This is a genomic window from Polyangium mundeleinium (assembly GCF_028369105.1).
GTDB lineage: Bacteria > Myxococcota_A > Polyangia > Polyangiales > Polyangiaceae > Polyangium > Polyangium mundeleinium.
Map to the genome: position 1 here is coordinate 2,087,568 of NZ_JAQNDO010000001.1, position 22,087 is coordinate 2,109,654.

Consider the following 22,087-nt stretch of genomic DNA (forward strand, 5'->3'; position numbering starts at 1 on the left):
GATGTCGTGCTCGGCAATCGTCGCATGTTTGTTCAAGGGGCAATGCCCCGGGTCGGGTCAAGGGCGGAAGCCCTTGTGGGGTGAAGGGGCAACGCCCCTTCGCTCTCGGTCGAGAGCGGCAGCTCGACGCAGAAGGTCGAGCCCCGGCCGATCTCGCTCGACACACGAATTCGGCCGCCGTGCGCCTCGACGATGGTGCGCGTGATGTAGAGGCCGAGCCCGAGCCCCCCGTAATGCTGCGACGAGACGCCGCGTCGAAATCGTTCGAAGAGCTGCGCCTGCACCTCGGCCGGGATCCCGATCCCGCGGTCCGTCACCGAGAGCCGTGCGACCCGATCTTCTCCGGTGATGGTGATGTCGATCGGCTGGCGTTCCCCGAACTTGATCGCGTTGGTGAGGAGGTTGGTCACGACCTGCTCCAGGCGGTGCGGGTCCCACCGGCCGATGACCGGCTGCTCCGCGCGCACGGCAATCGCGCTGCCTGACCGCGCGATCTGATCGCCGAGGTGGGCGACGACCTCGTCGACGAGCGCGCGCAGCTCGACGGGCGCTGGGTACAGCTCGAGCCTCCCCGCCTGGATCCGGGAAACGTCGAGGAGCATATCGATGAGGTCGGCGAGGCGCTTGACCTGGCGGTCAGAGAGGGCGACCGCGGATCGCACGCGCTCGACGTCCATGCCCCGCGCGAGCCTTTGCCCCAGCGATTGAATGGCGAGCTGCAGGCTGGTGAGCGGGGTGCGGAGCTCGTGCGAGGCGATCGAAAGGAACTCGTCCCGTAGCTGCACGGCCTCCTCCGCTGCCGTGCGCGCGCGCCGCTCGTCCAGGAGGAGCTGATCGCGCTGCTGCTCGGCGCGCACGCGCGCGGTGATGTCGCGGAAGCTCCAGACCCGCCCGACCACGCGCCCGCCGAGGCGCTGGGGCTGCGAATAACGCTCGAAGATGCGCCCGTCCGCGAACGGGATGACATCGAAGCTGGACTTCTCGGGCGAGGCATAGAGAGCGCGGATCCTTTGCAGGAACGTCTCGGGATCGAGGAGCTGGTCGCAGACGAACGTACGGAACGTGTCGTCCGACCCGGTGGAGAGGATCTCGTCCGGGATGCGCCACATCGCCGCGAACCTGTGATTCTGACGCACGACGCGCTGCTCGTCGTCGACGACGAGGATGCCGTCCGCCGTCGATTCGAGCGTGGCCTCGAGGAGCGAGTAGGAATGGCGGAGCACCTCCTCGGCGCGCCGTCGCTCCGCGTTCTCCTGCTGCAAATCCGCATAGAGGCGCGCATTCTCGATGGAGTTGGCCGCCTGGGCCGAGAGATGCCGGATCACCTCGACGCGATCGGGGGTGAAAGCAGAGCGGGTGAGGTCGTTGTCGAGATAGATCACGCCGGCGAGGCGGCCCTTGTAGACGAGGGGCGCGGCGAGCGAGGAGCACGGCGCACCGCCGGCGAAGCAGGGATCGCGCCCGAACGGCCCGTCGATCGCGAGGTCGTCGAGCAGGACGGTCTCGCGCGTCCGCGCCACGTACGTGACGACGCTGGCCGGCAGGTCCTTGCGGTCCTCGAGGGGCGCCGCGCCAAGCACGTGGACGGCCGCCTCGCCGATGCGGTGCTCGGCCTCGACGACGAGCCGTCCGTCACGCAGCAGCAGCAGGACGCCGCGCCGCGCGCCGGCATTCTCGACCAGGATGCGCATGAGCGCGTCGAGCAGGCGCTCGAGGACGATCTCGCCCGAGATGGCCTGGGAGGCCTTGAGCACCGAGCCGAGGTCGAGCGCGGTGCTGGCGGGCGCAGCGGCCTCCGGGCCCATCGCGCCGCGAAGGATCTCGCTGGGGACGAGGTCGGGGTACGCGCGTTCGAGGCGCCGCATCGCCTCGGTCGCGCCCCAGCGGCCGTACGCCCGGTGCGCCTTGGTCAGGTAGGCGCAGGCGACGGTGGTCTTGCCGAGAGCGCGGAAGGACAGGCCGGCGAGCTCGTTGGCGAGCGCCTCGTCGTGGAGGTAGCCGCCGCGCTGCGCGAGGGCGATCGCCTCGTCGTAGCGCTCCCACGCGGCGTGCGCGTCGCCGCGGACGCGCGCGAGCTCGGCGTCGAGCAGGGCGCTGCGGTGCGCCAGGTTCTCCGGGCAGAGGTCCGCCCAGCGCGAGAGTTTTTTAGCGAAGATCTCCGCGCGGGCGAGGAAGAGCACGCGCTCGTCGGGGGAGACCACGTCCGCCGCCTGCGTGAGCGCGACGCCGGCGTAGACATGGAACGCAGCGGCGCCCTGCCAGGACACCACGGTCGGGATCTCGATGTTCAGCGAGAGCGCGGTGCGCGCCGCTTCCTCGAACGCGCCCTGGAAGACGCCGAGGAGCACGACGTAGAACTGCGCGAGGGAAGTCGAGACCAGGTTGTCCATCCGGCGGGACTCCTCGATCACCTCGTCGATGTCGACCCATGCGCCCTTGAGCTTGGCCGGGCGCGCGGTCTCGACCGAGAGCTGGTGCGCCAACTGTCCGATCGCGTCGACTATCCAGGTGATGGTGTCGAACTCGTCGAGCTTGCATATCGGCTGGTAACTCTGCGCCTCGGCGAGGAGGTCGGAGAGCGGCAGGCCGCGCAGGAGGCTGTTCGTGATGGCGTTGACTGTGTTGTAGAACGCCCAGATGTACTGGCCCGTCTCGAGCCCGGCGTGCATCCCCGCGAGCAGCGACTTCTGGCAGGCGGGGTAGCCCTCTCTCCAGTGCTGTACGTGGCCGCCCCACAAGTGCCGGAGCATCGCCTCGGATTTCTTGTCCGGGTGGCGCTCCGAAAGGTCGATGGCAGCGCGGCCAAAGCGGTAGCCGAGCTCGACGTCGCCGCGGGCGCAGAGGGACGTCCCGAAGGTGATGCAGCCGTAGATCGCGTGCTTCGACAGGCCGTGGCGCAGCGTGTTCTCGAGGATCTTCGCGACCATGATGGTGAGGTTGTTGGGGCTCAAGAACCAGCCGGGAGCAAAGAGCTCCTGGAGCACGTCCTGCATGGCGCGGATCTCCGGGTCCACGAGCGGCGGCAGGCCTGGGAGCGCATCGAGCGTCTTTTCCCGGACGAGATCCATCGTCGCCTGGACTTGGGCGTTGACCATGGATTCGTCGGGGAACGGGGGCAGGTCGAGCCCGAACGGGCGCAGGGCCGCGAGTCCCTCCGCGAGCGCGGCGGGCAGGTCGTTCTTGAGCACCTGCACGTTCATCTTGAGCCGCAGCACCTCGGTGCGATCGAGCCGGCTCGCGGTCCGCTCCAGGCTGTCGGAGAGGACCGCGAGGGCGTCGTCGTGCCGGCCGCAGAGCGAGAGCATGAGGCCGGTCTTCTTCGCGTACTCGAGGCGGAGCGGGTACTGCGACGTCCAGGCATCCTCGGGAAGGCGCAGGAGGCCGAGCTTCAGGTAGCGCAGGGCGGCGCCGAAGGCGGCCGCGTCCTCGGCGCGGCAGGCGGCCTCGAGGCTCATGCGGGCGATGCGCAGGCGCTCCGCGGGGTCCGACACGAGGTCGCCCGCGTTGTTCAGGTGGCCGACGACGTCGAAGAGGTTCTGGTTCTCGGAGAGGTCCAGCTTGCCCGCGAGCAGCCGGCCGATCCGGAGGTGGAAGGCGGGCCGGTCCGCCTCCGGGATCATCGCATAGGCGCCCTCCTGGACCTTGTCATGAGCGAAGCGGTAGCCCTCGCGGCGGGCGATCACGAGCCCCTCGCTGACGGCGGGATCGAGGCGACCGTACGCGTCTTCCGGCGAGCACTCGCTCACCGTGGCGAGCACGTCGAGCTCGAACCGGTTGCCGATCGCCGCGGCGAGCTTCAGGGCCGCCTGGGTCGTCGCGGGTAGCCGCGCGATGGTGCGCACCATGAGGTCGACGACGTTGTCCGTGTACGCGAGCGCATCGATCTTGGCGAGGTCCCAGCGCCATCCCGACCCGGCTGCGAACGTGAGCACGCCGTGGTCGTGCAGCGACCGGACGAACTCCTTGACGAAGAACGGGTTGCCGCCGGTCTTCTTCAGCACCGCATCGGCGAACGGCCCGCAGTCGTCGCGCTTGAGGCTGTCCGAGAGCATCTCGAGCAGGTGCGGGCGCGCGAGCGGGGCGAGGACGATGTCGCGCACGACGAGCCCGGCGTGCTCGAGCTCCTCGATGGCCAGGACGAACGGGTGCCCGGGCGAGACCTCGTTGTCGCGGTAAGCGCCGCAGAAGAAGAGCGCCTCGAGCGAGTCGTCGGCGAGGAGCGCCCGGAGCAGCCCGAGGCTCGCGGGGTCGATCCACTGCAGATCGTCGAGGAACAGGACGAGCGGGTGCGCGTGCCGCGCGAACACCGAGACGAAGAGCAAGAAGCACCGGTTCAGGCGGTTCTGCGCCTCGACGGGCCCGAGCTCGGGGACGGGCGGCTGCGCGCCGAGCACGTGGGATAACGAGGGGATGACGTCGCAGATCACCTGCCCGTTCGGGCCGAGCACGTCGAGGAGCAACCGCCGCCACGCCTCGCTCCGCGCCTCGCTCTCGGTGAGGATCTGCCGCACGAGGCCGTCGAACGCCTGGATCACCGCGCTGTAGGGCGTGTCGCGGTTGTACTGGTCGTATTTGCCGCTCGTGAAATAGCCCTTCTGCCGCGCGAGCGGCTTCAGGATCTCGTGAACGAGCGAGGATTTGCCGATGCCCGAGTAGCCGGAGACGAGGACGATCTCGCGGCTCCCCGCGAGCGCGCGCTCGAACGCGGCGGTGAGCGCCTCGATGTCATGCTCGCGGCCGTAGAGCTTCTGGTGGATCCGGAAGAGGTCCTGACGATCGCGCTGGCCCACGACGAAGGGCTCGATCGTCCCCGTGCCGCGCAGGGCCTCACGGCAGCGCTCGAGGTCGGCGAGCAGGCCCTCGGCGCTCTGGTAGCGGTCCTCGGCGTTTTTCGCGAGCAGCTTGAGCACGACGTCGGAGACGGCCTCGGGGATCGTCGGATCGACGCGGGACGGCGGCGCGGGCGCGAGGGCGAGGTGCGCGTGGATGAGCTCCATCGGGTCCAGGACCTCGAAGGGGCGCTGACCCGTGAGCATCTGGTAAAGGATGACGCCGAGCGCATAAAGGTCGGTCCGGTAGTCGACGCCGCGGTTCATGCGGCCGGTCTGCTCGGGGGAGATGTAGGGCAGCACGTCGGCGATCACCGCCGGCTCGTAGAGCCGCTCGTGCGCGCGGGTGATCTCGGCGTCGACGCCGAAGTTCTTGATCTTGACCGCGCCGTGCGCGCCGACGAGCACGTTTTGCGGGCGCAGGTCGCGGTGGACGAGCCCCGCCGCGTGCACCACGGCGAGGCCTTCGGCGAGCGCGGCCGCGAGATCGAGCGCATCGACGACGGGCATTCTGCGTGACGGACGCGCGGCGAGGATCCGCGCGAGATCGCGGCCCGGGAAGTCCTCGAGGACGACGATCAAGGAGCCCGCGAGCTCCTCGACGCCGCGCAGCGCGACGAGGCGGGGCGAGGCGATGCGCGCGATGCGCTCGTACTGGTGCTTGAAGCGCGCGACCTCGGCGCGCGTCGATCCTTCCGCGCGGAGGATTTTCAGCAAAACCGGGACGCCGTCGCCCTCGCGGTACGCGCGGTACAGGCTAAAATCGGCGCTTTCCTCGATCTTCTCCCGGAGCGCGTAGCCTCTCCCGACGACCATTGAAGACCTTGCTCACTCGCCCGTGCAAGGCGGCGCATATGACAAGCTACTTATATGCCGAAGGGTGAGCAAGTTCGGGGAACGCCAGCCGATAGACATCACCATCACCGGAGAAGATCGGGTCGCACGGCTCTCGGTGACGGACCGCGGGAGCGGAGGCGGGCGCGGGAGCGGGAGGGGAAGCCCGCCCCGGTCGTCCTGCCAGGTGCTTATAGCGTGACGTCGGAGAGTCGCGACATCGATGCTTACAAGGGGAAGCGAACCGCTCTCCCGCTCGATCTCGGCGAGATATGAGCAACTCGAAGCCGGCGATATCGATTTCGGCGGCGTACATGTCTCCTTGTGGCGACGGGGGGCGGATGGTGACCGTGATGGTGCGGGGAGCGCGTCCGTCCGCAGGGGTCCATTGCAGCTTCTGGATTTGCATGGGCGAGGTCATTGCTTGGCGCAGTCCCGGGGACACCGAAGGTCCGCGTGTGGCGCGTCCGGGGCTCGATGCAAATGGGCACGTTCGAGGCGCGATGGGCCTCGCGCCCCGAAAGCCCTCATCTCTCCTTGCCACCCAGCGGCTCCTGAGGAACCCTGCGAGGCTCGCAGATGAAGATCACAACGGTCATGAACGGCGTCCGCTGCTCGAGCCGGCGAGCCTCGCATCCACAGCGGTTCGCGGCGCTCGCATGTGCTGCCTTGGTCGTCAGTTGCACGCAAGCACCGCCGCAAGCACCGCCGCAAGCACCGCCGCAGGCGCGACAGGAGGTGGTGTCTCCCTCCCCCGCCACCGCTGCGGCACCGCCGCCCCCTGTCGCCGAGGTTCAGGTCGATGGTCCGCGCATTCGCGTCGCCTTGAAGGAAATTCGCGTCGACGATGCGGCCGTACCTTGGGACCCCGCGCTCCTTCGAGACCGGCTCCAGAAGATCGATCCCCTCTTCGAGGCGCTGCGCGAGCTTCGCAAGCCCGGAATCGACCGGCTTGCTTCCGGCGAATGCGTCTTCGAGGTCGAGCCCGACGTCCCCTTCACGGCCGCGGCCAGCGCCATCATGACGAGCGCGTTTGCAGGCTGCCCAGTGGCATGGGTGTCGACCGGCTCGGGGTGGCTGAAGTTGCGGACGCCCCTTCCGCTGCCTCCCGGCACGCCGCTCCCGGCGCCCGAAAGCAGAGTTCCCTCGCGCCGGCAGAGCGCGCTGCACATCGGCCCGACGGAGCTCGAGCTCACGGTCTTCGCGGTCGTGCCGCCCGCCTCCGGCGCGGGCCGCGAGCAGCTCGAAAAAGTCGTGCATCGGACGGTCGAGCGTGGGACGTCGGCGGCCCGCGAGCTCGGCAGCGCGCTCGTCGGGGCTTGCCAGCAGGCTCCGCGTCCCTGTCCAGCAGGCCTGTGGTTGACCGCGGATGCGGACGTGCTTTTCAGCGAGGCCGCGCGCGCTCTCGGGGCGATCGTCGACGTGCAGAAGGCAGCTCCCGCCGCTGGTGGTGGGGCAGCGGAGGTCTTGGTGAGCTTTCGGTCCCGTGGCACCGGGCCTATCGATCAGCTCCCTCCTGCCATTCGGCTCGGAAGCCTCCAGGTATCCGGCCGTCTCCCACCGGGGGAGATCCAGCGCATCGCTCGGAGCAACTTCGGCACATTCCGGGCCTGCTACGAGGAGGGGTTGAAGCGGAATCCCAACCTGGAAGGGCGCATCGGTGTGCGTTTCGTGATCGGAAAGGACGGTCGCGTGACGAAAGCCGGTGCGGTCCCGGACCCAACCGCGGAGTTCGCGACCGAGAGATCGGAGCCGCTGCTGCCAGACGAAAAGGTCGTCGCGTGCGTCGTCGGGGCGTTCGAGAAGCTCGTTTTTCCTGCGCCGGAGGGGGGGATCGTGACCGTGGTGTATCCCATCCAATTCTCTCCGGGAAGCTGAGCGGGCAAAGGCCCGTCGAACGCGTGCTTCCCGCCCAGGGCGAGCGTGATCGTTCAGGGGCCGGAGCTGGGGAGGGCGAGCGCGTCTTCGAGAGCCCGGCACGCATGCAGGTTCCAGACGAACCACATCATCGAGCCGCCCGTTTGGACCACGTCCCACACGGCGACGGATTTGCCGAGCACCTCGTTGTGCTCGCCGCCGAGGCAGGTCTTTTCCTTGGGTTTGGGCACATCATCGAGCTTCGTGCGGTCCGCGCCCCAGGCTTCGAAGGTCGTGGCGTCGGCGCAGCGGTGTTTCTCCCGGCACAGGGCGATGGCCCGCTCCGTGGCCTGGTAGGTCCATGCCTCGGTGCTGTAGAACGGCACGCACTCGATGATGCGTTCGAGCTTCTGCGCGATTTCGTCGGGCGAGTGTTTCCCGGCGAGGACCTGCGCGACACGCGTGCGGACCTCGCGATCAAACTGCGCAGGGGTCTTCGCCTCGGCTCTGCGGGACCACGTCGTGTCCGTGTCGCCGTCATAGTGGAAGACGACGAAGCCGCCGGGCTCGGCGATTTTCCGGGCGATGTAATGCCAGAGGTCTCGCTTTTTACGCTCGTCTTTGGCCTTCGTGCTCCGCCATTGATTCGCGATCAGGACGGGCCGGATGTCGTCATCGACGGGGACGAGCTCGACGCGGGGCGTGTACCCATTCTCCTCGAACCGGTTCAGCAACTTCTGAACAATGGCCCGGAGGCCACGCCATGTAGGCTCGCTCGAATCCTCCGAGAGCAGCGCGATGGAGAAGCGCGGCCTCACCAGAGGCCCTCGGTGCGGAGCACCTCGCTGACGTGCTGGATGCCGGTCTGGTAGGCGACGTAGAAGCGCTCGGCTTCCTCCTCGTTGAAATTGCGCCAGACCATCTGCTCGCGCCCGTCGGGGCCGAGGGCCGTGGTGCACCGGATGAAGGTGGTGCGGACGGCTTCGGCGGATTCGATGGGGATGTGGTCGAGGAGGAAAGGGTGTTGCGTCGCGAGGAAGCTCTGGCGGTCTTGCATGCGGTCGAAGCAGAGCTCGATCCATTCGTGGTGCAGGCCGTTGAGGAGTTCGTCGATGACGAGCGGGAGATCCTGCCGGACGGCGAGGTACCACAGGAAGCAGAAGAGCCGCTTCTGACCGAAGCTCAGGAGCTGGTGGGAAACCTGAGAGCCGTCTGCACGGCGGAACAGGCAATCGAAGCCCTGATAGATCGTCCCAGCCTGCGATTGCTGGAGCATTCGCAGGTATAGCTCGGCGGAAGCGAAGCCGAGCGCGGTTGGAATCCGCGAAAGCACGCCGAGCTCATCGAAGGGAATGCACAGCGGTTCAGGCGATTTGGGCTTGTGTGATGCAATGTTCACGAAGCCTTTGGGTAGCCATTCGCCGAATTCAATCCGGGGCCCGTGCACTTTGAAGGAAGCTTGCGTGATGACATCCAAAGTAGCGACAGCCTCATCGAGCCGGTCAACACGTCCCCAGACGTTGAATGTTTCAAAAATGACATCCCAAACTTGGGAGGGGAGGCTGTCGATTATGTCGGGAATGCTCAACATGGCGACGAGCACCCGCATACCCGCCCGGCCCCCCGCCCTCCCCTCGAAAGTCTTCGCGGACCCCTTCGCAGGCGTCCAGGTTACTCGCGTGCCGGTGACCTCGGCGCATCCGATCGTAGTGCCCGCGTCACGAACAGTCATCGTCCAGGCATCGTCGAACTCTGCCTCCTCGCCGAATAGCGGTGCGAGGCCCCTGGGTTTGGCTGGAGTACGAATCGCCCGCATCTCGAGCTGTGTATCGCCCTCCTCCAGCCACCACGTCAGATCGAACCCCGCATCCTCCTTCGCGAATCCCGACAGGTCATCATTCGTGACCGCGGCGATCACATCGAGCAGCGTCGACTTGCCCGTCGCGTTTTTCCCGAGCAGGACGTTGAACGTGGGGCCGAAGCGGAGATCCGTCCCGGGCTTGACGTTGCGGAATCGGTCGATCCGGAGCCGCGTGAGCCGCACCATGCGGGTCTTCTTACCGTCGCCCACCCCGGATGCATAGGGCCAAAGCCGGCCGCCCCGTCGCCCACGCAAGCGCACCCCTCTGCCCCATGAGCCCACCTCCTTGCTCGCAGAAGGGAGCACGCCGTCGTCCTCCGGGGAGCATGACGACGTCCTCCCGGAGCATGACGACATCCGCGGGGAGCACGCCGTCGTCCTCCGGGGAGCATGACGACGTCCGCGGGGAGCATGACGACGTCCTCCCGGAGCATGACGACATCCGCGGGGAGCACGCCGTCGTCCTCCGGGGAGCATGACGACGTCCGCGGGGAGCACGCCGTCGTCCGCCGGGGAGCATGACGACGTCCGCGGGGAGCACGCCGTCGTCCTCCGGGAGCATGAAGACGTCCGCCGAGAGCATGAAGACGTCCGCCGGGAGCATGAAGACGTCCGCCGGGAGCACGCCGTCGTCCTCCGGGAGCATGACGACGCGCGCCGGGAGCACGCCATCGTCCGCCGGGAGCGCGACGCGACGCTAGAACCGCCCCATCACCACGAGCCCCTGCATCGCCCCGCTCACGACCGGCACCACGGTGACCTTCGCTGGCGCCGGGCTCGGGTGCGCTTCGGGATTGATCCACCCGAGCACCAATCCAAGAAAGACCCCCGCCGCGCCCACGCCGAGCGCCGTGGTCGCGACCCGCCCGTCGGTCGTCGCTTTCTCGCGGAGCGCATACCCCTCGGCGTCACATTTGTCCGGATCCGACGTGAGGCAATGCTGCTTCGTCGCCGCATTCGCCTCGTCCGAGCGAGACGCATACACTGCGCCGGCCACGATCGCAGAGGCGCCCGTGGTCATGACGAGCGCCGCCGCAATGCGGGGGCCCGTCCAGAAGGGGGCCGGCGGAGGCGGCGGCGCCGCGGGGGGTTCGGCCCAGGCGATCGAGGGGAGCACGAGGGCGGCCAGGAAAAAGGGCAGGGAGCGCATGTCAGAGGTCGAAGAGCTCGTCGTCCTGGCCCGCGTCCTCCTCGGCGAGGAGCGCCTCCGCGTGCTTGGCGACCGATTCGAAGAATTTTTGCTCGGGTGATTTCGAGGGCAATCGGGCCGCGGCCTCGCGGGCCTGCGAGCGCAGGAGCGTCTCGCTGCGATCCGCCCGGGCGCCCGAGCGAGGCCGCGCCTGGCCCGTGACGACCGAGAAGAGCGCGCTCCGGACACGCTCGAAGCAGCCCTCGCCGGTCGCGTGCGCCCGCCGGAGGAGCGTGGCGACGAGCTCGAGGTGCGCGAAGAGGAAGGTGGGCGGCGCCTCTTCGAGGAGCGCGGAGATCGCTTCGAGCTCGCTCTCGCCGCCGTCCTGCACCCACTCGGAGAGGACTTCGACCGTCGGCAAGGCGAACGAGCGCGAGGCGTCGTGGAAGAGGCGCGCGGCGTGGAAACGGACCCAGCCAATGCGGGCCCGCGCGAGGTGGCGGACGCGGCGCAGGAGCGAGAGCCACTCCGGCGAGCGCGTGAGGCCGGCGAGGATGGCCGAGAGGCCCTCCGGCGGGAGCGGCTCGTACTCCTCCGCCCCTGCGACGGCCCCGGACGCGGCGCGCGCGATGCGCTCGATGAAGAGGCCCGCGACGTCCTCCGGCAGGCGTTTGCCCGCGTGGTGGAGGAATCGCATCGTGGAGTGGCCGTCGAGGCTACGCGCCGCGCCGAGGCGCGTGAGGAAGAGGATGATTTCCTCCTCGGAGAGCGCGCCTTCGGAGAAGAGGCCGCCCGCGTCGAGGGCGCCGAAGAGGGCCTCGGCGACCTCGGGGCCCTCGGAGAGGTCGACGCCGACGGCGAGCTCGACCGCGTCGCGCGGGGAGGATTTGGCGAGGGTGCGGAGCGCCCCGAGCGCCGCGCGGCGGACGAAGCCGTCGCGGTGTCCGAGGAGGTGGCGGAGCGCTTCGCGATCGCCGGGCAGGGGCTTTTCGACCCAGCGATGGAAGACCTGCGCGAGCGAGGCGCAGAGCGTGGGGTTGCCGCCCGTGACGATGGTGTCGACGAGGGCCTCGGCGCGATCGGGCGCGGCCTCGCGGAGTGCATGCAACAAGGAGGCGACGTGCGGGCCGAGCGGGCTCTCGGGCGCGCCCATGACGGCCTCGCAGATCGCCGCGGCCGCCGCCGGATGCATGCGGGAGAGGACGTGCAGGAGGAGGCGCGGGGAGCCGGACTTGCCCGCGAGCGCGAGGGCTTCGAGCGCCGCGCCGAGCCATTCGGCCGTCTGCGCAGGCGGGTGGCCCTCGGCGAGCATCTCGTCGACGACCGCGCGACACGCGTCGGCCGAGCGTCGCTCGACGCCCCCGCGATCGACCTCGCCCGAGCCCGGGATCTCGCTCGCCGGCAGGTCGATCATGCCGCGCTGCGCGGGTGAGCGTTGCGTGAGGGCCTCGTAGAGCCTGCGCTCGGCCGAGGTCGGGACGGTGCCAAGGGCCGTCTCGGCCGCCGCGCGCACCTCGGAGGAGCTCGCGCGCCGGGCCGCGCGCCGGAGCGCGTCGGCGACCGCAAAATGGACGAGCGGATCGGTGGAGGTGTTCGCGGCGGCGCCGAGCATCGTGAGGATGTCGAGCCGCTCCTCGTCGCGCCATCCAGGCTCCATCCGATCGCCGAGGGAACCCCCGGAGCCGTCGGAGAGGACCCGTTCGAGGCCGCTGACGCCCGAGAGCGCGGCGCGTCGTTTCGGCGATCGCGCGCAGCCCGCGAGCGCGGCGAGGGCCTGCGTTCGCAGGGCGCGGCGGCGCTCGTCGGAGGGGCCGGCGTCGACGGCGCCCTCGGAGAGGAAGGTGTCGATCACGTCGAGCGGCGAGTGCTTGTGCTCGTGCGCGTCGTTCGCGAGGAGCCACCGATCGACGGCTTCGAGCAGGGCCTCGTGGACCCCCGCAGGGCGCGCGGACGAGCGCGACGCGAGCTCGCGCAGGACACGCATGGGGTGGTCGGGGTGCGGGCTCTGGAGGCGGAGATCGTCGCGGCCGAGCTGCCAGAGGAGGTCGGCGGCGCGCGGCAGGTGCGCGAGGTGCAGGCCCACGCGGCGCAGGATCGCGGGCAGCTCGTAGAGGACGGACGCGGCGGAGAAGAGGGCGCCCGGGCCCCGCGTGGCCTCGGTGAGCGCAGGAGAACGGAGGACCGTCGAGGCGAGGTCGAGCATCGCGGCCGGGTGATCCGAGGAGAGCTCGCGCAGGCTGGCGAGCAGGCGGCATCGATCCGCCGCAGAGGCTGCTTCGACGCTCTCGCGCACGTGGCGGAAGAGCGAGGCGACGATCTCGCCGGACGCGCCCTCCGGCGTGGAGGGGCCGTCGAGTTCGCCGGCGTTGCGGATGAGCGGGACGATGGCCTGGGCGCCGAAGCGCGCTTCGAGCGCACGCACGCGCTCGTCGAGCGAGCCCGTGAGCCCGCCCGTGGCGGAGGGGCCGACGAGCACGCGGTGGAGCGCGTGGTCCGAGAGGGCGCCCGGGACGACACGCGCGCCATGCGGGCCACGCTCGACGACGCCCGCGGCTTCGAGCGCGCGGAGCGCCGACACGAGATCACGGCGGCGGCAGCCGAGCAGATCGCCCGCGCCCTGGAGGAAGCGCTCGTCCGAGGTGCGCACGGGCGCGAGGAGCGCGACGAGCGCGAGGACGCCAGCGAGGAGCTTGGGGTCGCCCGCGGCGGCGGAGCGAAGGAGCAAGAGCTCATGGCCCCGATCGAACGCGCACGCCGCGAGCTCGCCCTTGCCGAGCGCGACTGGATGGATGGCGCCTTCTTGCATGAGGCGGCCGGCCAGCGCGATCACGAACGGATGTCCCTCGGCGAGCTCGGCGAGGCGCGCCCCATGCGCCTCCGCCTCTTCACCGAGCACGTGCCGCGCGGCCGCCTCGGCTTCGCTCGGCGAGAGCGCGCCAAGCTCGGGGAGCACGCGCACCACGTCCGACGAGAGCCCGACCTGCGCGAAGAGCGCCGAGAGGCGCGGCAGGCCTGCGGGGCGCGTCGTCAGGATGAAGCGGACGTCGCGGCGATCGAGCGCCATGGGAAGGAGCGTGGCGGGCGCGGCTTTGCGGCCCGCGTCGTCGATCACGAGGAGGCACGGGCCGGGCGGCAGGCGCGTGGTGGGGGGCGCGCCGGCGACGGCGACGTCGGTCGCGAAGCGCAGCATGGTGCCGATCCGCTGCGCAGCGAGGGCGTCGGCGAGCGCGGAGAGCAGGCTCGTCTTGCCCGTGCCCGTGCGCCCGGGGAGCACGGCGACGCGCGCCGGGCCGCGGGCGCTGGCGAAGTCGACGAGCGCCGCGAGGATCTCGGCGCGCCCGCCGAAGGGCAGCGCTTCCTGGAAGGGGCGGCCCGCGGCGAGCGCGCCGCCTTCGAACTCGCTCGGGCCGAAGAGCGCCACACCGTGCTCGACGTGGGCGTCCGGAGGAGTGGGGAAGCCGAGGGTCGTCTCCATGGAAATCTGGCGCGCCGCGGGGCGAGCGCGCCAAGCCTACCACGGGGTCGGCGAGGGACGGAGCGCCGAACCCTCGCCGCCGTGGCGTCGCGGCCGGGCAAAAGGTAGAAAGTAAGCTGCCATGAGCAAGCGCCCGCCTTCCCCCACGGATCGCCCCTTCCGCGACGCTTTCCGGAGCTTCGCCGGTCGTGTGCGGCGGCGCTTGGCGCTCGAACGGATGCTCTCGGGCGCCGCGCTCGGGCTCGTGATCGGCGCGGGCGCGACCGCGGCGGCGTGGCAAACGCGGCACGGCGCGCTCCGGCCGTGGATGGCCGCGGGCGGCGCGCTCGGCGCGGCGGTTGGCGCGATGGTGGCCCGCCGCAAGCGCTGGCGCGACGAGGAGGTCGCGCTGTTCCTGGATGGACGCCTCGGCGGCAAGGAGTCGATCTCCACGGCGATCGAGCTCGATCGCGAGGACGAACGCGACGATCCGGCGCGCGCGGTGGTGCTCTCGCAGGCCACGACCGTGCTCGAAAAGGCGAACCCCAAGGACGCGCGTCCGCGGTTCGTTCGGGCCTACCACCTCGCGATCCCGCTCGGCCTCGCGGCGATCGGCTACATGAGCCTGCTGCCGCTGCCCGCGCTCCCGCCGCCGCCTCCGCCGCCGCCCGGCGCCGAGCAGGTCAAGCTCGCGGACATCAAGGGGCTCGACAAGATCATCGACCTCGCGAACGCGAACGCGCGCGACGACGCCCAGCGCAAGCGGCTCGACAAGATCGCCGAGGACGCGAAGAAGCTCCGCGAAAAACTGCGCGACGGCATGGAGAAGCGCGAGGCGCAGGCCGAGATCGGCAAGCTCAAGGACGCGATCACGGCCGAGCGGCTCTCGCTCGGCGAGGGCGAGCAGCGCCAGGGGCTGGAGAGCGCGCTCGGCAAGCTCGCGGAGAACCCCGACCTCAAGGACGCGGCCAAGGCGCTCGGCGACAGGGATCTCGTCTCGTTCGACGACGCGATGGAGAACCTCGCGAACAAGCTCGAAAAAGAGGACCGCGAGCGCGCGAAGAAGACACTCGAAGAGGCCGCCGAGGCCGCCCGCAAGCAAAACGCGCCGGACGTGGCCAAGGCGCTCGAGGAGCAGAAGAAGCGCCTCGAAGAGATGGCCAAGAAGAACGAGAAGCTGAAGGAGCTCGGCAAGGCGATCGGCGAAGGCCTGTCCGAGGACGCGAAGGAAGCGCTGAAGGATCTCGACAGCGGCAAGGGCGGCGGCAAGGAGCAGCAGAAGCTCGCGGAGAAGCTCGAAGAGGCGCTCGGGAAGCTGACGCCCGAGGAGCGCAAGCGGCTCGCCGAGAACATGAAGAAGCGCGCCGCGGAGATGAGCGGCGAGGAGGCGCCGGGCGAGGGGCCGAGCAAGGAGCAGCTCGAAGATCTCGCCGAGGAGCTCGGATCCGAGGAGGGCCAGAAGCGGCTCGCCGAGGAGCTGAAGAAGATGGCCGAGCCCGAGCCCGAGGGCAGCGAGGAGGGCGAGCGGCAGAAGCGGCTCGAGGACGCGCAAAAGGGCATCGGCGAGGCCGAAGGGCAGCTCGGCGCGCCGATGCCGATGCCCGTGCCCGGACAGGGCGGCGGGAACAAGCCCGGGCAAGGGAACAAGGCCGGCCAGAAGCCGGGGGGGAACAACGGGACCCCCGGCCCCGGCGGCAAGGACGAGGGGCAGCCGTACGCCGGTCACAGCGAGGGCGGCGGTCCGGGCGACCACAAGGGCCAGACCGGCGTGGTCGACGGTCCCGGCGTCAAATCCCGCGCGACCGGCCCGATCAACAAGGGCAAGCCGATGCCGGGGCTCGTCATGGGACGGACTTCGGGGCGCGCGGGTGACACGGCGAACATCCAGGGGACGGGCGCGCTCGGGCAAGCGGCGGCGGGGGAGCTCGGGGCGATCGAGCGGAGCGACGTGCCCGAGGAGTACCGCGAGCAGGTCGGGCGCTATTTCCAGCCCAAATGACCGCCAGGCGCGGCTACGCTGCGCCTCCGCATGACGACGACGGGCGACTTTCAGAAGAGGCTCGATCGGGCCCGCGAGGCGAGCGCGCGCCTCAAGGACGCGATCGGTCAGGTGATCGTGGGCCAGGGCGAGGTCGTGGAGCAGGCGCTCTGGGGTCTCGTGGCCGGCGGGCACGTGCTGCTCGAAGGCGCGCCGGGGCTCGGCAAGACGCTGCTCGTGCGCACGATCGCGAGCTGCCTCGACCTGAAATTTTCGCGCATCCAGTTCACGCCCGACCTCATGCCGAGCGACGTGACGGGCACGAACATCCTCGTGACCTCGGCCGACGGCTCGCGGCACTTCGCCCTGCACAAGGGGCCGATCTTCGGTCAGGTGGTGCTCGCGGACGAGATCAACCGCGCCACGCCGAAGACGCAGAGCTCGCTGCTCGAAGCGATGCAGGAGCACGCGTGCACGATCGCCGGCGTGCGGCACGCGATGGAAGAGCCGTTCTTCGTGCTCGCCACGGAGAACCCGATCGAGATGGAAGGGACGTACCCGCTGCCCGAGGCGCAGCTCGATCGGTTTCTGCTCAAAGTGATCGTGCCGAGCCCGACCGAGGACGAGATGACCGAGATCCTCACCCGCACGACGGGGCAACCGAAGGACGCGCCGCCGCGCGTGCTCGATCGAGACGAGGTGCTGGCGATCCGCTCGGCGTGCCGCGACGTGGCCGTGGCCGAGCCGATCATGCGCTTCGCCTCGCGCCTCGTCCGCGCGAGTGATCCGGCGACACAAGGTGCGCCCGACCTCGTGAAGCGCGCGATCCGCTACGGCGCGGGCGTGCGCGGCGGGCAGTCGCTCGTGCTGGCGGCCAAGGCCGTGAGCGTGCTCGAAGGCCGCGCGCACGTCTCGTTCGGCGACGTGCAGCGGGTCGCGAAGCCTGTGTTGCGCCACCGCCTGATCCGATCGTTCGAGGGCGAGGCCGACGGGGTGACGACCGATCAGGTGGTCGACGCGCTCATCGAGAGCGTGCCCGCCCGTCCGGAGAACGTGGAGCAGGCGATCCGTCGATGAGGCTCCGCGCGCTCTCGCTGGTCCCGATCCTCGCGCTCGCGCCGCTCGCGACGCACGCCGAGCCTGCACCCGTCCTCGCCGCCACCTCCATCGCGGAGGTGCCGCCGCCGGGGCGCGCGAGCGTGTCCTTCGAGGTCGCGCCGATCCTCGGCACGACCTCACCGACACCCGCGGGCTGGAGCGGGTTCATCGTGCGGCTCCAGAACAACGAGGCCAAGCCGCTGCGGGGCGAGGTCGAGGTCCTGAGCCGGCTGCACTCGGACCATATGCGCTTCCGCGCGACGGCGCCGTTCGTCGTCGGCGCGGGGACGAGCGTGGTCGTCCGGCTGCCGACACACGGCAGCGTGTACGGCGAGACGAGCGTCATCGCGCGGGACGACGCGGGCGTGGTGCTTGGCAGCCACACGACGGCCGTGACGAACATGCAGGAGCTCTTCCTGCTCGACGTGAGCGAGACCTCGCGGCTGAAAGGCGCGCTGCACGACGCCGCGATCTCGCCGCTCTTCTCGCCGTGGGGCGGGTACGGCGCGTACGGGACGGGGCCGCAGCTCAAGGTGGGCGCGCCGCGCTTCGATCCGGCGACGGGTGATCCGATCCTGCCCGATCGCGCCGCGCTGTATGCGCCCGCATCGGCCGTGCTCCTGCGCTCGGACACGCTCGTGAAGATCGGCGCGGCCGAGCTCGAAGCGCTGAGCGGCTACGTCCTCGCCGGCGGCACGCTCGCCGTGGCGCTCGCGCGCCCCGAGGATCTCCGGAGCTCCATCCTCGCCGCGTTCGTCGGCGGCGAGATCACGCAGACGTCGCCGCACTCCGAGACGCTCCGGGAGCTCGTGTTGCCCGCGCCACCCTCGAACGCCACGAAGTCGATCCCGTTCGCCGAGACGCCGGCCGAGGAGGTCAGCAAGACGCTCGTCGGTTTCTCCGGGGGCAACCTGCACGGCAGCCGCTACGGGGCCTCCGCGACGTACGGGCTCGGCGAGGTTCACCTGCTCGGCTTTGATCCGACGCGCAAGCCCGCCGTGGACGACCCCTGGGTGCAGGCGCGTGTCCTCGATCTGACGCGCAGGGCCTTCGACCGGAAGAGCTCGATCGTCTACCGGCAGGGCGGCTCGCCCGGCACCGTGGACCTCGATCGTGTGCGGCAGGAGCTCGATCCGAACGAGAGCTCGCGCTGGGGGATCGCGGTCGCCGCGATCCTGCTCATCGCCTACGCGGTCGCCGCCGGGCCGGTGAACTTCACGATGCACGCGAACAAGGGCAAACCTCTGCGCGCGCTCGTGTGGCTGCCGATCCTCTCGGCGATCGCGTTCTTCGCCGTGGTGCTCATCGGCCTCTTCGCGAAGGGCCTCACGGGGCGGTCGCGCCACCTCACGCTCGTCGAGGCGGGCGCGGGCATGACGAAGGGCACGGCGCGGCGGTGGCGTGGCTTCTTCACGCCGCGATCGAAGGATCTCACGGTTCGCACGAGCGACGGTTCGAGCGTGGTGACGACCGCGGTCGTGGCTGCGCCCGCGACGATCGACGATCACATGCTCGTCGATCGCGACGGCGCGCGCCTCGTGGATCTCGCGATCTTGCCCTGGCAAACCGTGGTCGTGCGCGAGGACGGGTTCGCCGACGTCGGCGAGGGGATCTCGATCGTGCACGAGGGCGAGAAGGACACGGCCGTGACGAACCGGAGCGGCCACGATTTGCGGGCGGCGCTCCTCGTCCTGCCGGGCCTCCAGCCGCGGTATTTCCCGATGATCAAGGACGGCGAGCGGGTGCTCGCGAGCGCGGGCAAGGACTTGAAGACGGTGTCCGCGGGGACGACCTGGATCCGGCAGGTGAGCGGCACGCGGCGCGCGGGGACGCTCGATCTGCATCCGCTCAGCGCGGTCTTCGTGCGCCCGCTCATCGAGCCCGATGCGCCCGGCCTCGCCGAGGCGTGGCTCGCCGTCGAGCAGAGCTCGGGCGGGCTCGTCGACTGGTTCCCCGAGGACGTGCCGGTGCTGCTCGGTCAGCTCGACGGCGGCGAGGGCAAGACGTCGGACGCGGGCCTCAAGCTCGAACGGGATCGGCTGCTCGTGCGGATCGTCGGATACGGAGGTCGGCCGTGAGCGAGCCCGTCGCGACGCCCGAGACCTGGGAGCGCTCGCCCGCCACCGCGGCCCCGGAGCCGCCTGCGCTCATTACGTCGGCGCCACCGACGATCCGCGTGCGCCACCTCTGGCACCGCTTCGCGAACCGCGACGTTCTGCGCGACGTGACCTTCGATGTCGGCCCGGGCGAGATCTTCGGCTTCATCGGGCCGAACGGCGCGGGAAAGACCACGACGATCCGCGTGATGGCGACGCTGCTCGAACCGATGGCCGGGCGCGTGGAGATCGACGGGATCGACGTCACGCTCGACCCCGACGCCGTGCGCAAGGTGATCGGCTACATGCCCGATCACGCCGGCGTCTACGATCGCATCACGGTGCGCGAGTACCTGGAGTTCTTCGCGGACTCGTTTCGCGTGCCCTCGATCAGCGTGGTCGACGCGGTCCTCGAACTGACGGACCTCGGCAAGCTGCAGGATCGGCTCGTCGCCGAGATGTCGAAGGGCATGAAGCAGCGGCTTCAGCTCGCGCGCATCCTCCTGCACGACCCGAAGGTGCTCATCCTCGACGAACCGGCGAGTGATCTCGATCCACGCGCCCGCATCGAGATCCGTGATCTCTTGCTGGAGCTGCGTGGCCTCGGGAAGACGATCTTCCTCTCGTCGCACATCCTCACGGAGCTGAGCGACGTGTGCACCTCGATCGGCATCCTTGAACGCGGCCGTCTCGTCGTCGCAGGGCCGATCCACGAGATCTCGGCGCGGCTCGAAGCGATCCGCGCAGCCGAGGCCCACGGTCATGCGCCGCCGCCGCGGTACGTGCCGCCGGGCGTGCGCGCGCTCGTGCCCGCACAAGCCGCGCAAGCCGCGCCGGCTTCGCCCCAGGCCGCGGGCGTGGTGCCACCTGCGCCCGTTGCCGGCGCCGCCGTGCCCGCGACCGATCCGAGCGCGAGCGCGGCCCCGCCGCAGCCGCAACCGCCGCAGCCGATCCCGCAAGCGCCGAGCGTCCGTCGGGTGAAGCTGCGCGTCCTCGGCAACCCCGAGGCGGCTGCGTACTTCCTGCGCGGCGGGCCTGGGATCGTCGAGGTCCAGGTCATGGGCGGCCTCGTGCACGTCGGCTACACGGGCACGGAGACGAAGATCGCGGAGATGGTGACCCACCTCGTGCACCGCAACATCGGCATCGTGGGCGTGGAGCCGGAGAGGAACGAGCTCGAGCGCATCTTCCTCGAAGTCACGCGCGGAGACGTCCAATGAGCGCGCAGACCGGAACGGCAAGGGCCGCGGGCACCTCGCTCCTGCATCGCCTGAAGGACGATCCGAACCCGATCTGGATCCGCGAGCTGCGCCAGTCCGCGCGGCTCGTCCGCACGCCGATCATCCTCTGCGTGCTCTCGATCCTGGCCACGCTGGCGATCGCCTCGATCGGCGGCCTCGTCTCGATCAACGAGAGCCCCGCGACCACGGGCTACGTCCTCTTCCAGGTCTTCTTCTCGCTCGCGTATTTCGTGGTCACGTTCGTTGGACCCGCGGTCGCGGCGAACGCGATCGCCTCGGAGCGCGAGGGCCGCACGTGGGAAGCCGTGATCCTCACGGGTCTCCGCCCCGCGGTGATCGCGCGCGGAAAATTCCTCGCCGCGTACACGTCGATCAGCATGTACGTGGTGATGCTCGCGCCCGTCGGCGCGCTGCCGTTCCTCTTCGGCGGTGTCACCGCGACGGAGACGATCGTCGCGTTCGGGTTCCTGTTCCTCATCGCGGCGCTCGCGGTGGCTTTCGGGCTCGCGGTCAGCTCGAAGATGAACAGCCTGCGCGCCGCGCTCGTGGTCACGTTGATCTGCGCGGTGATCGCCTCGCTCAACGTCTACGGCTGGTTCGGCGTGGGCCTCTCGGTTCCCGCGCACCACGCCTGGCCCGGCGTGCCGGACGGCCCGCCCGTCTGGCTGCCGACGGCGTACGCGCGCGCGCCCTTTGATCTCACGTACGTCCTCTGCTTGATCGTCCTGCCGATCGTCGCGACGGGTTTGCCGGCGTGGTTCCTCTACGAGGTCACGGTCGCGAACCTCACGAGCATCACGGACGATCGCTCGACGGGCCTCAAGCGCTGGTTCCTCGTGGCCGCGCCGGTGTTCGCGCTCTGCTCGGCCGCGCCCGTCGCCGCCGTCCCCGCGCACGATCGCCTGGAGGTCTCGATCGCGGGCATCTGCATGCTTCTCGTGTTCCTGATGATCTCGGTCTACATCTTCCTCGGTGACTCGCTCGGGCCCTCGCGGCGCGTGCGGCTCCACTGGGATCGGCAGGGCGTGAGCCCGTTCGCGCGGCTGCTCGGGCCGGGCATCATCGGCACGTCGATGATGCAGCTCGGCGGGGCCGCGGTCGCATTCTTGATGCCGGTCGCGGCTGGGATCGTGGCCGTGATGGACGACGTCGACGCCGTGCAGAAGATCCAGCAGATCCTCGTCGTCGCGCTCTACGCGGCCTCGTTTTATCTGTTCTCCGTGGGGCTCGGCGCGCTCCTGCGGGCGCGGCTCAGCACGACACTGCTCTCGCGTGTCTTGCTCCTCGCGGTGCATTTCCTCGTCACCGTGGGGCCGTGGATCGTCGCGGCGATCGCGGGCCTCTTCGCGTCGGCCTCGGGCCGAGGCGCGCTCATCGTGGCCGCGCCGTCGCCGATCTACGCCTTCGTCGCGGTCGGCGCGCTGGACTCGACCGGCGAGGAGCTGCTCGTCGTGGCTTCGGTGGCGGCCTCGGTGGTGTGGGGTCTGCTCGGGATCCTGTTCCTCACGCTCGCGCGAGGACGCGTGAGGCGCGTCATCGCGGCGCACGAGGTCGCGCTCGGCGAGAGTGATCGGATCCTCGCCGAGGAGGACGCCGCGGCGGTGCGGGCGATGGAGGAAGCGGCGGCAGCGACGGCAGCGCCCCCGGCGGCCGACGCGCCTGCGGTCGCGCCCGAGCCCGAGCCTGCGGGCTGAGCGAGGGCGCGCCGGC

General features: G+C 70.2%; 11 protein-coding genes. 6 read left to right on the top strand and 5 right to left on the bottom strand.

The genetic code is table 11. The annotated features are described in order from the left end of the window. Positions 1-32 precede the first annotated feature (32 nt). Complete coding sequence (locus tag POL67_RS08450) at positions 33-5,645, bottom strand: AAA family ATPase (RefSeq protein WP_271916596.1); 5,613 nt, start codon at positions 5,643-5,645, stop codon at positions 33-35. Positions 5,646-6,488: 843 nt separating this feature from the next. Between POL67_RS08450 and POL67_RS08455 the strand changes: the two genes are divergently transcribed. Next, entirely contained in the window at positions 6,489-7,541 is a 1,053-nt protein-coding gene (locus tag POL67_RS08455; RefSeq protein ID WP_271916598.1) for an AgmX/PglI C-terminal domain-containing protein, read from the top strand. Positions 7,542-7,594: 53 nt separating this feature from the next. Here POL67_RS08455 and POL67_RS08460 read toward each other — a convergent pair whose 3' ends face one another. The 4 genes from POL67_RS08460 to POL67_RS08475 form a co-directional block, all read right to left on the bottom strand. Further along, on the bottom strand, positions 7,595-8,338 hold the full coding sequence (locus POL67_RS08460; protein WP_271916599.1) for a GNAT family protein: 744 nt from the start codon (positions 8,336-8,338) through the stop codon (positions 7,595-7,597). Continuing rightward, positions 8,335-9,567 carry an AAA family ATPase gene (locus POL67_RS08465; protein WP_271916600.1) on the bottom strand — a complete coding sequence of 411 codons (1,233 nt, stop codon included), beginning with the start codon at positions 9,565-9,567 and terminating at the stop codon, positions 8,335-8,337. Before POL67_RS08465 ends, POL67_RS08460 begins: the two co-directional genes overlap by 4 nt. 511 nt (positions 9,568-10,078) lie before the next feature. Continuing rightward, positions 10,079-10,531 carry a hypothetical protein gene (locus POL67_RS08470; RefSeq protein ID WP_271916601.1) on the bottom strand — a complete coding sequence of 151 codons (453 nt, stop codon included), beginning with the start codon at positions 10,529-10,531 and terminating at the stop codon, positions 10,079-10,081. Position 10,532: 1 nt separating this feature from the next. Then, positions 10,533-13,985 carry a hypothetical protein gene (locus POL67_RS08475; RefSeq protein ID WP_271916603.1) on the bottom strand — a complete coding sequence of 1,151 codons (3,453 nt, stop codon included), beginning with the start codon at positions 13,983-13,985 and terminating at the stop codon, positions 10,533-10,535. Positions 13,986-14,106: 121 nt separating this feature from the next. Here POL67_RS08475 and POL67_RS08480 point away from each other — a divergent pair, with 121 nt between their 5' ends. Genes POL67_RS08480 through POL67_RS08500 form a run of 5 tightly spaced genes read left to right on the top strand, consistent with a single transcriptional unit; the run spans position 14,107 to position 22,071 of the window. After that, a complete protein-coding gene (locus POL67_RS08480; RefSeq protein WP_271916604.1) occupies positions 14,107-15,963 on the top strand; it encodes a hypothetical protein in 1,857 nt (618 codons plus the stop codon). A gap of 30 nt (positions 15,964-15,993) precedes the next feature. Next, positions 15,994-17,019 (top strand): AAA family ATPase, encoded by a 1,026-nt coding sequence (locus POL67_RS08485; protein WP_271916605.1) that lies wholly within the window; start codon positions 15,994-15,996, stop codon positions 17,017-17,019. Further along, positions 17,016-19,118, top strand: coding sequence for a hypothetical protein (locus POL67_RS08490; protein ID WP_271916606.1), 2,103 nt, complete (start codon positions 17,016-17,018; stop codon positions 19,116-19,118). Before POL67_RS08485 ends, POL67_RS08490 begins: the two co-directional genes overlap by 4 nt. Further along, complete coding sequence (locus POL67_RS08495; protein WP_271916607.1) at positions 19,115-20,356, top strand: ABC transporter ATP-binding protein; 1,242 nt, start codon at positions 19,115-19,117, stop codon at positions 20,354-20,356. The genes POL67_RS08490 and POL67_RS08495 overlap by 4 nt, the downstream gene beginning before the upstream one ends. Beyond that, positions 20,353-22,071 (top strand): ABC transporter permease, encoded by a 1,719-nt coding sequence (locus POL67_RS08500; RefSeq protein ID WP_271916608.1) that lies wholly within the window; start codon positions 20,353-20,355, stop codon positions 22,069-22,071. The genes POL67_RS08495 and POL67_RS08500 overlap by 4 nt, the downstream gene beginning before the upstream one ends. The last annotated feature ends 16 nt before the right edge of the window (positions 22,072-22,087 follow it).

Bases quoted from the DNA above. Each gene is read 5' to 3' on its own strand.
- POL67_RS08490 (WP_271916606.1), top strand. From the start codon at position 17,016: ATGAGGCTCCGCGCGCTCTCGCTGGTCCCGATCCTCGCGCTCGCGCCG.
- POL67_RS08480 (WP_271916604.1), top strand. From the start codon at position 14,107: ATGAGCAAGCGCCCGCCTTCCCCCACGGATCGCCCCTTCCGCGACGCT.
- POL67_RS08450 (WP_271916596.1), bottom strand. From the start codon at position 5,645: ATGGTCGTCGGGAGAGGCTACGCGCTCCGGGAGAAGATCGAGGAAAGC.
- POL67_RS08475 (WP_271916603.1), bottom strand. From the start codon at position 13,985: ATGGAGACGACCCTCGGCTTCCCCACTCCTCCGGACGCCCACGTCGAG.
- POL67_RS08465 (WP_271916600.1), bottom strand. From the start codon at position 9,567: ATGGTGCGGCTCACGCGGCTCCGGATCGACCGATTCCGCAACGTCAAG.
- POL67_RS08470 (WP_271916601.1), bottom strand. From the start codon at position 10,531: ATGCGCTCCCTGCCCTTTTTCCTGGCCGCCCTCGTGCTCCCCTCGATC.
- POL67_RS08500 (WP_271916608.1), top strand. From the start codon at position 20,353: ATGAGCGCGCAGACCGGAACGGCAAGGGCCGCGGGCACCTCGCTCCTG.
- POL67_RS08485 (WP_271916605.1), top strand. From the start codon at position 15,994: ATGACGACGACGGGCGACTTTCAGAAGAGGCTCGATCGGGCCCGCGAG.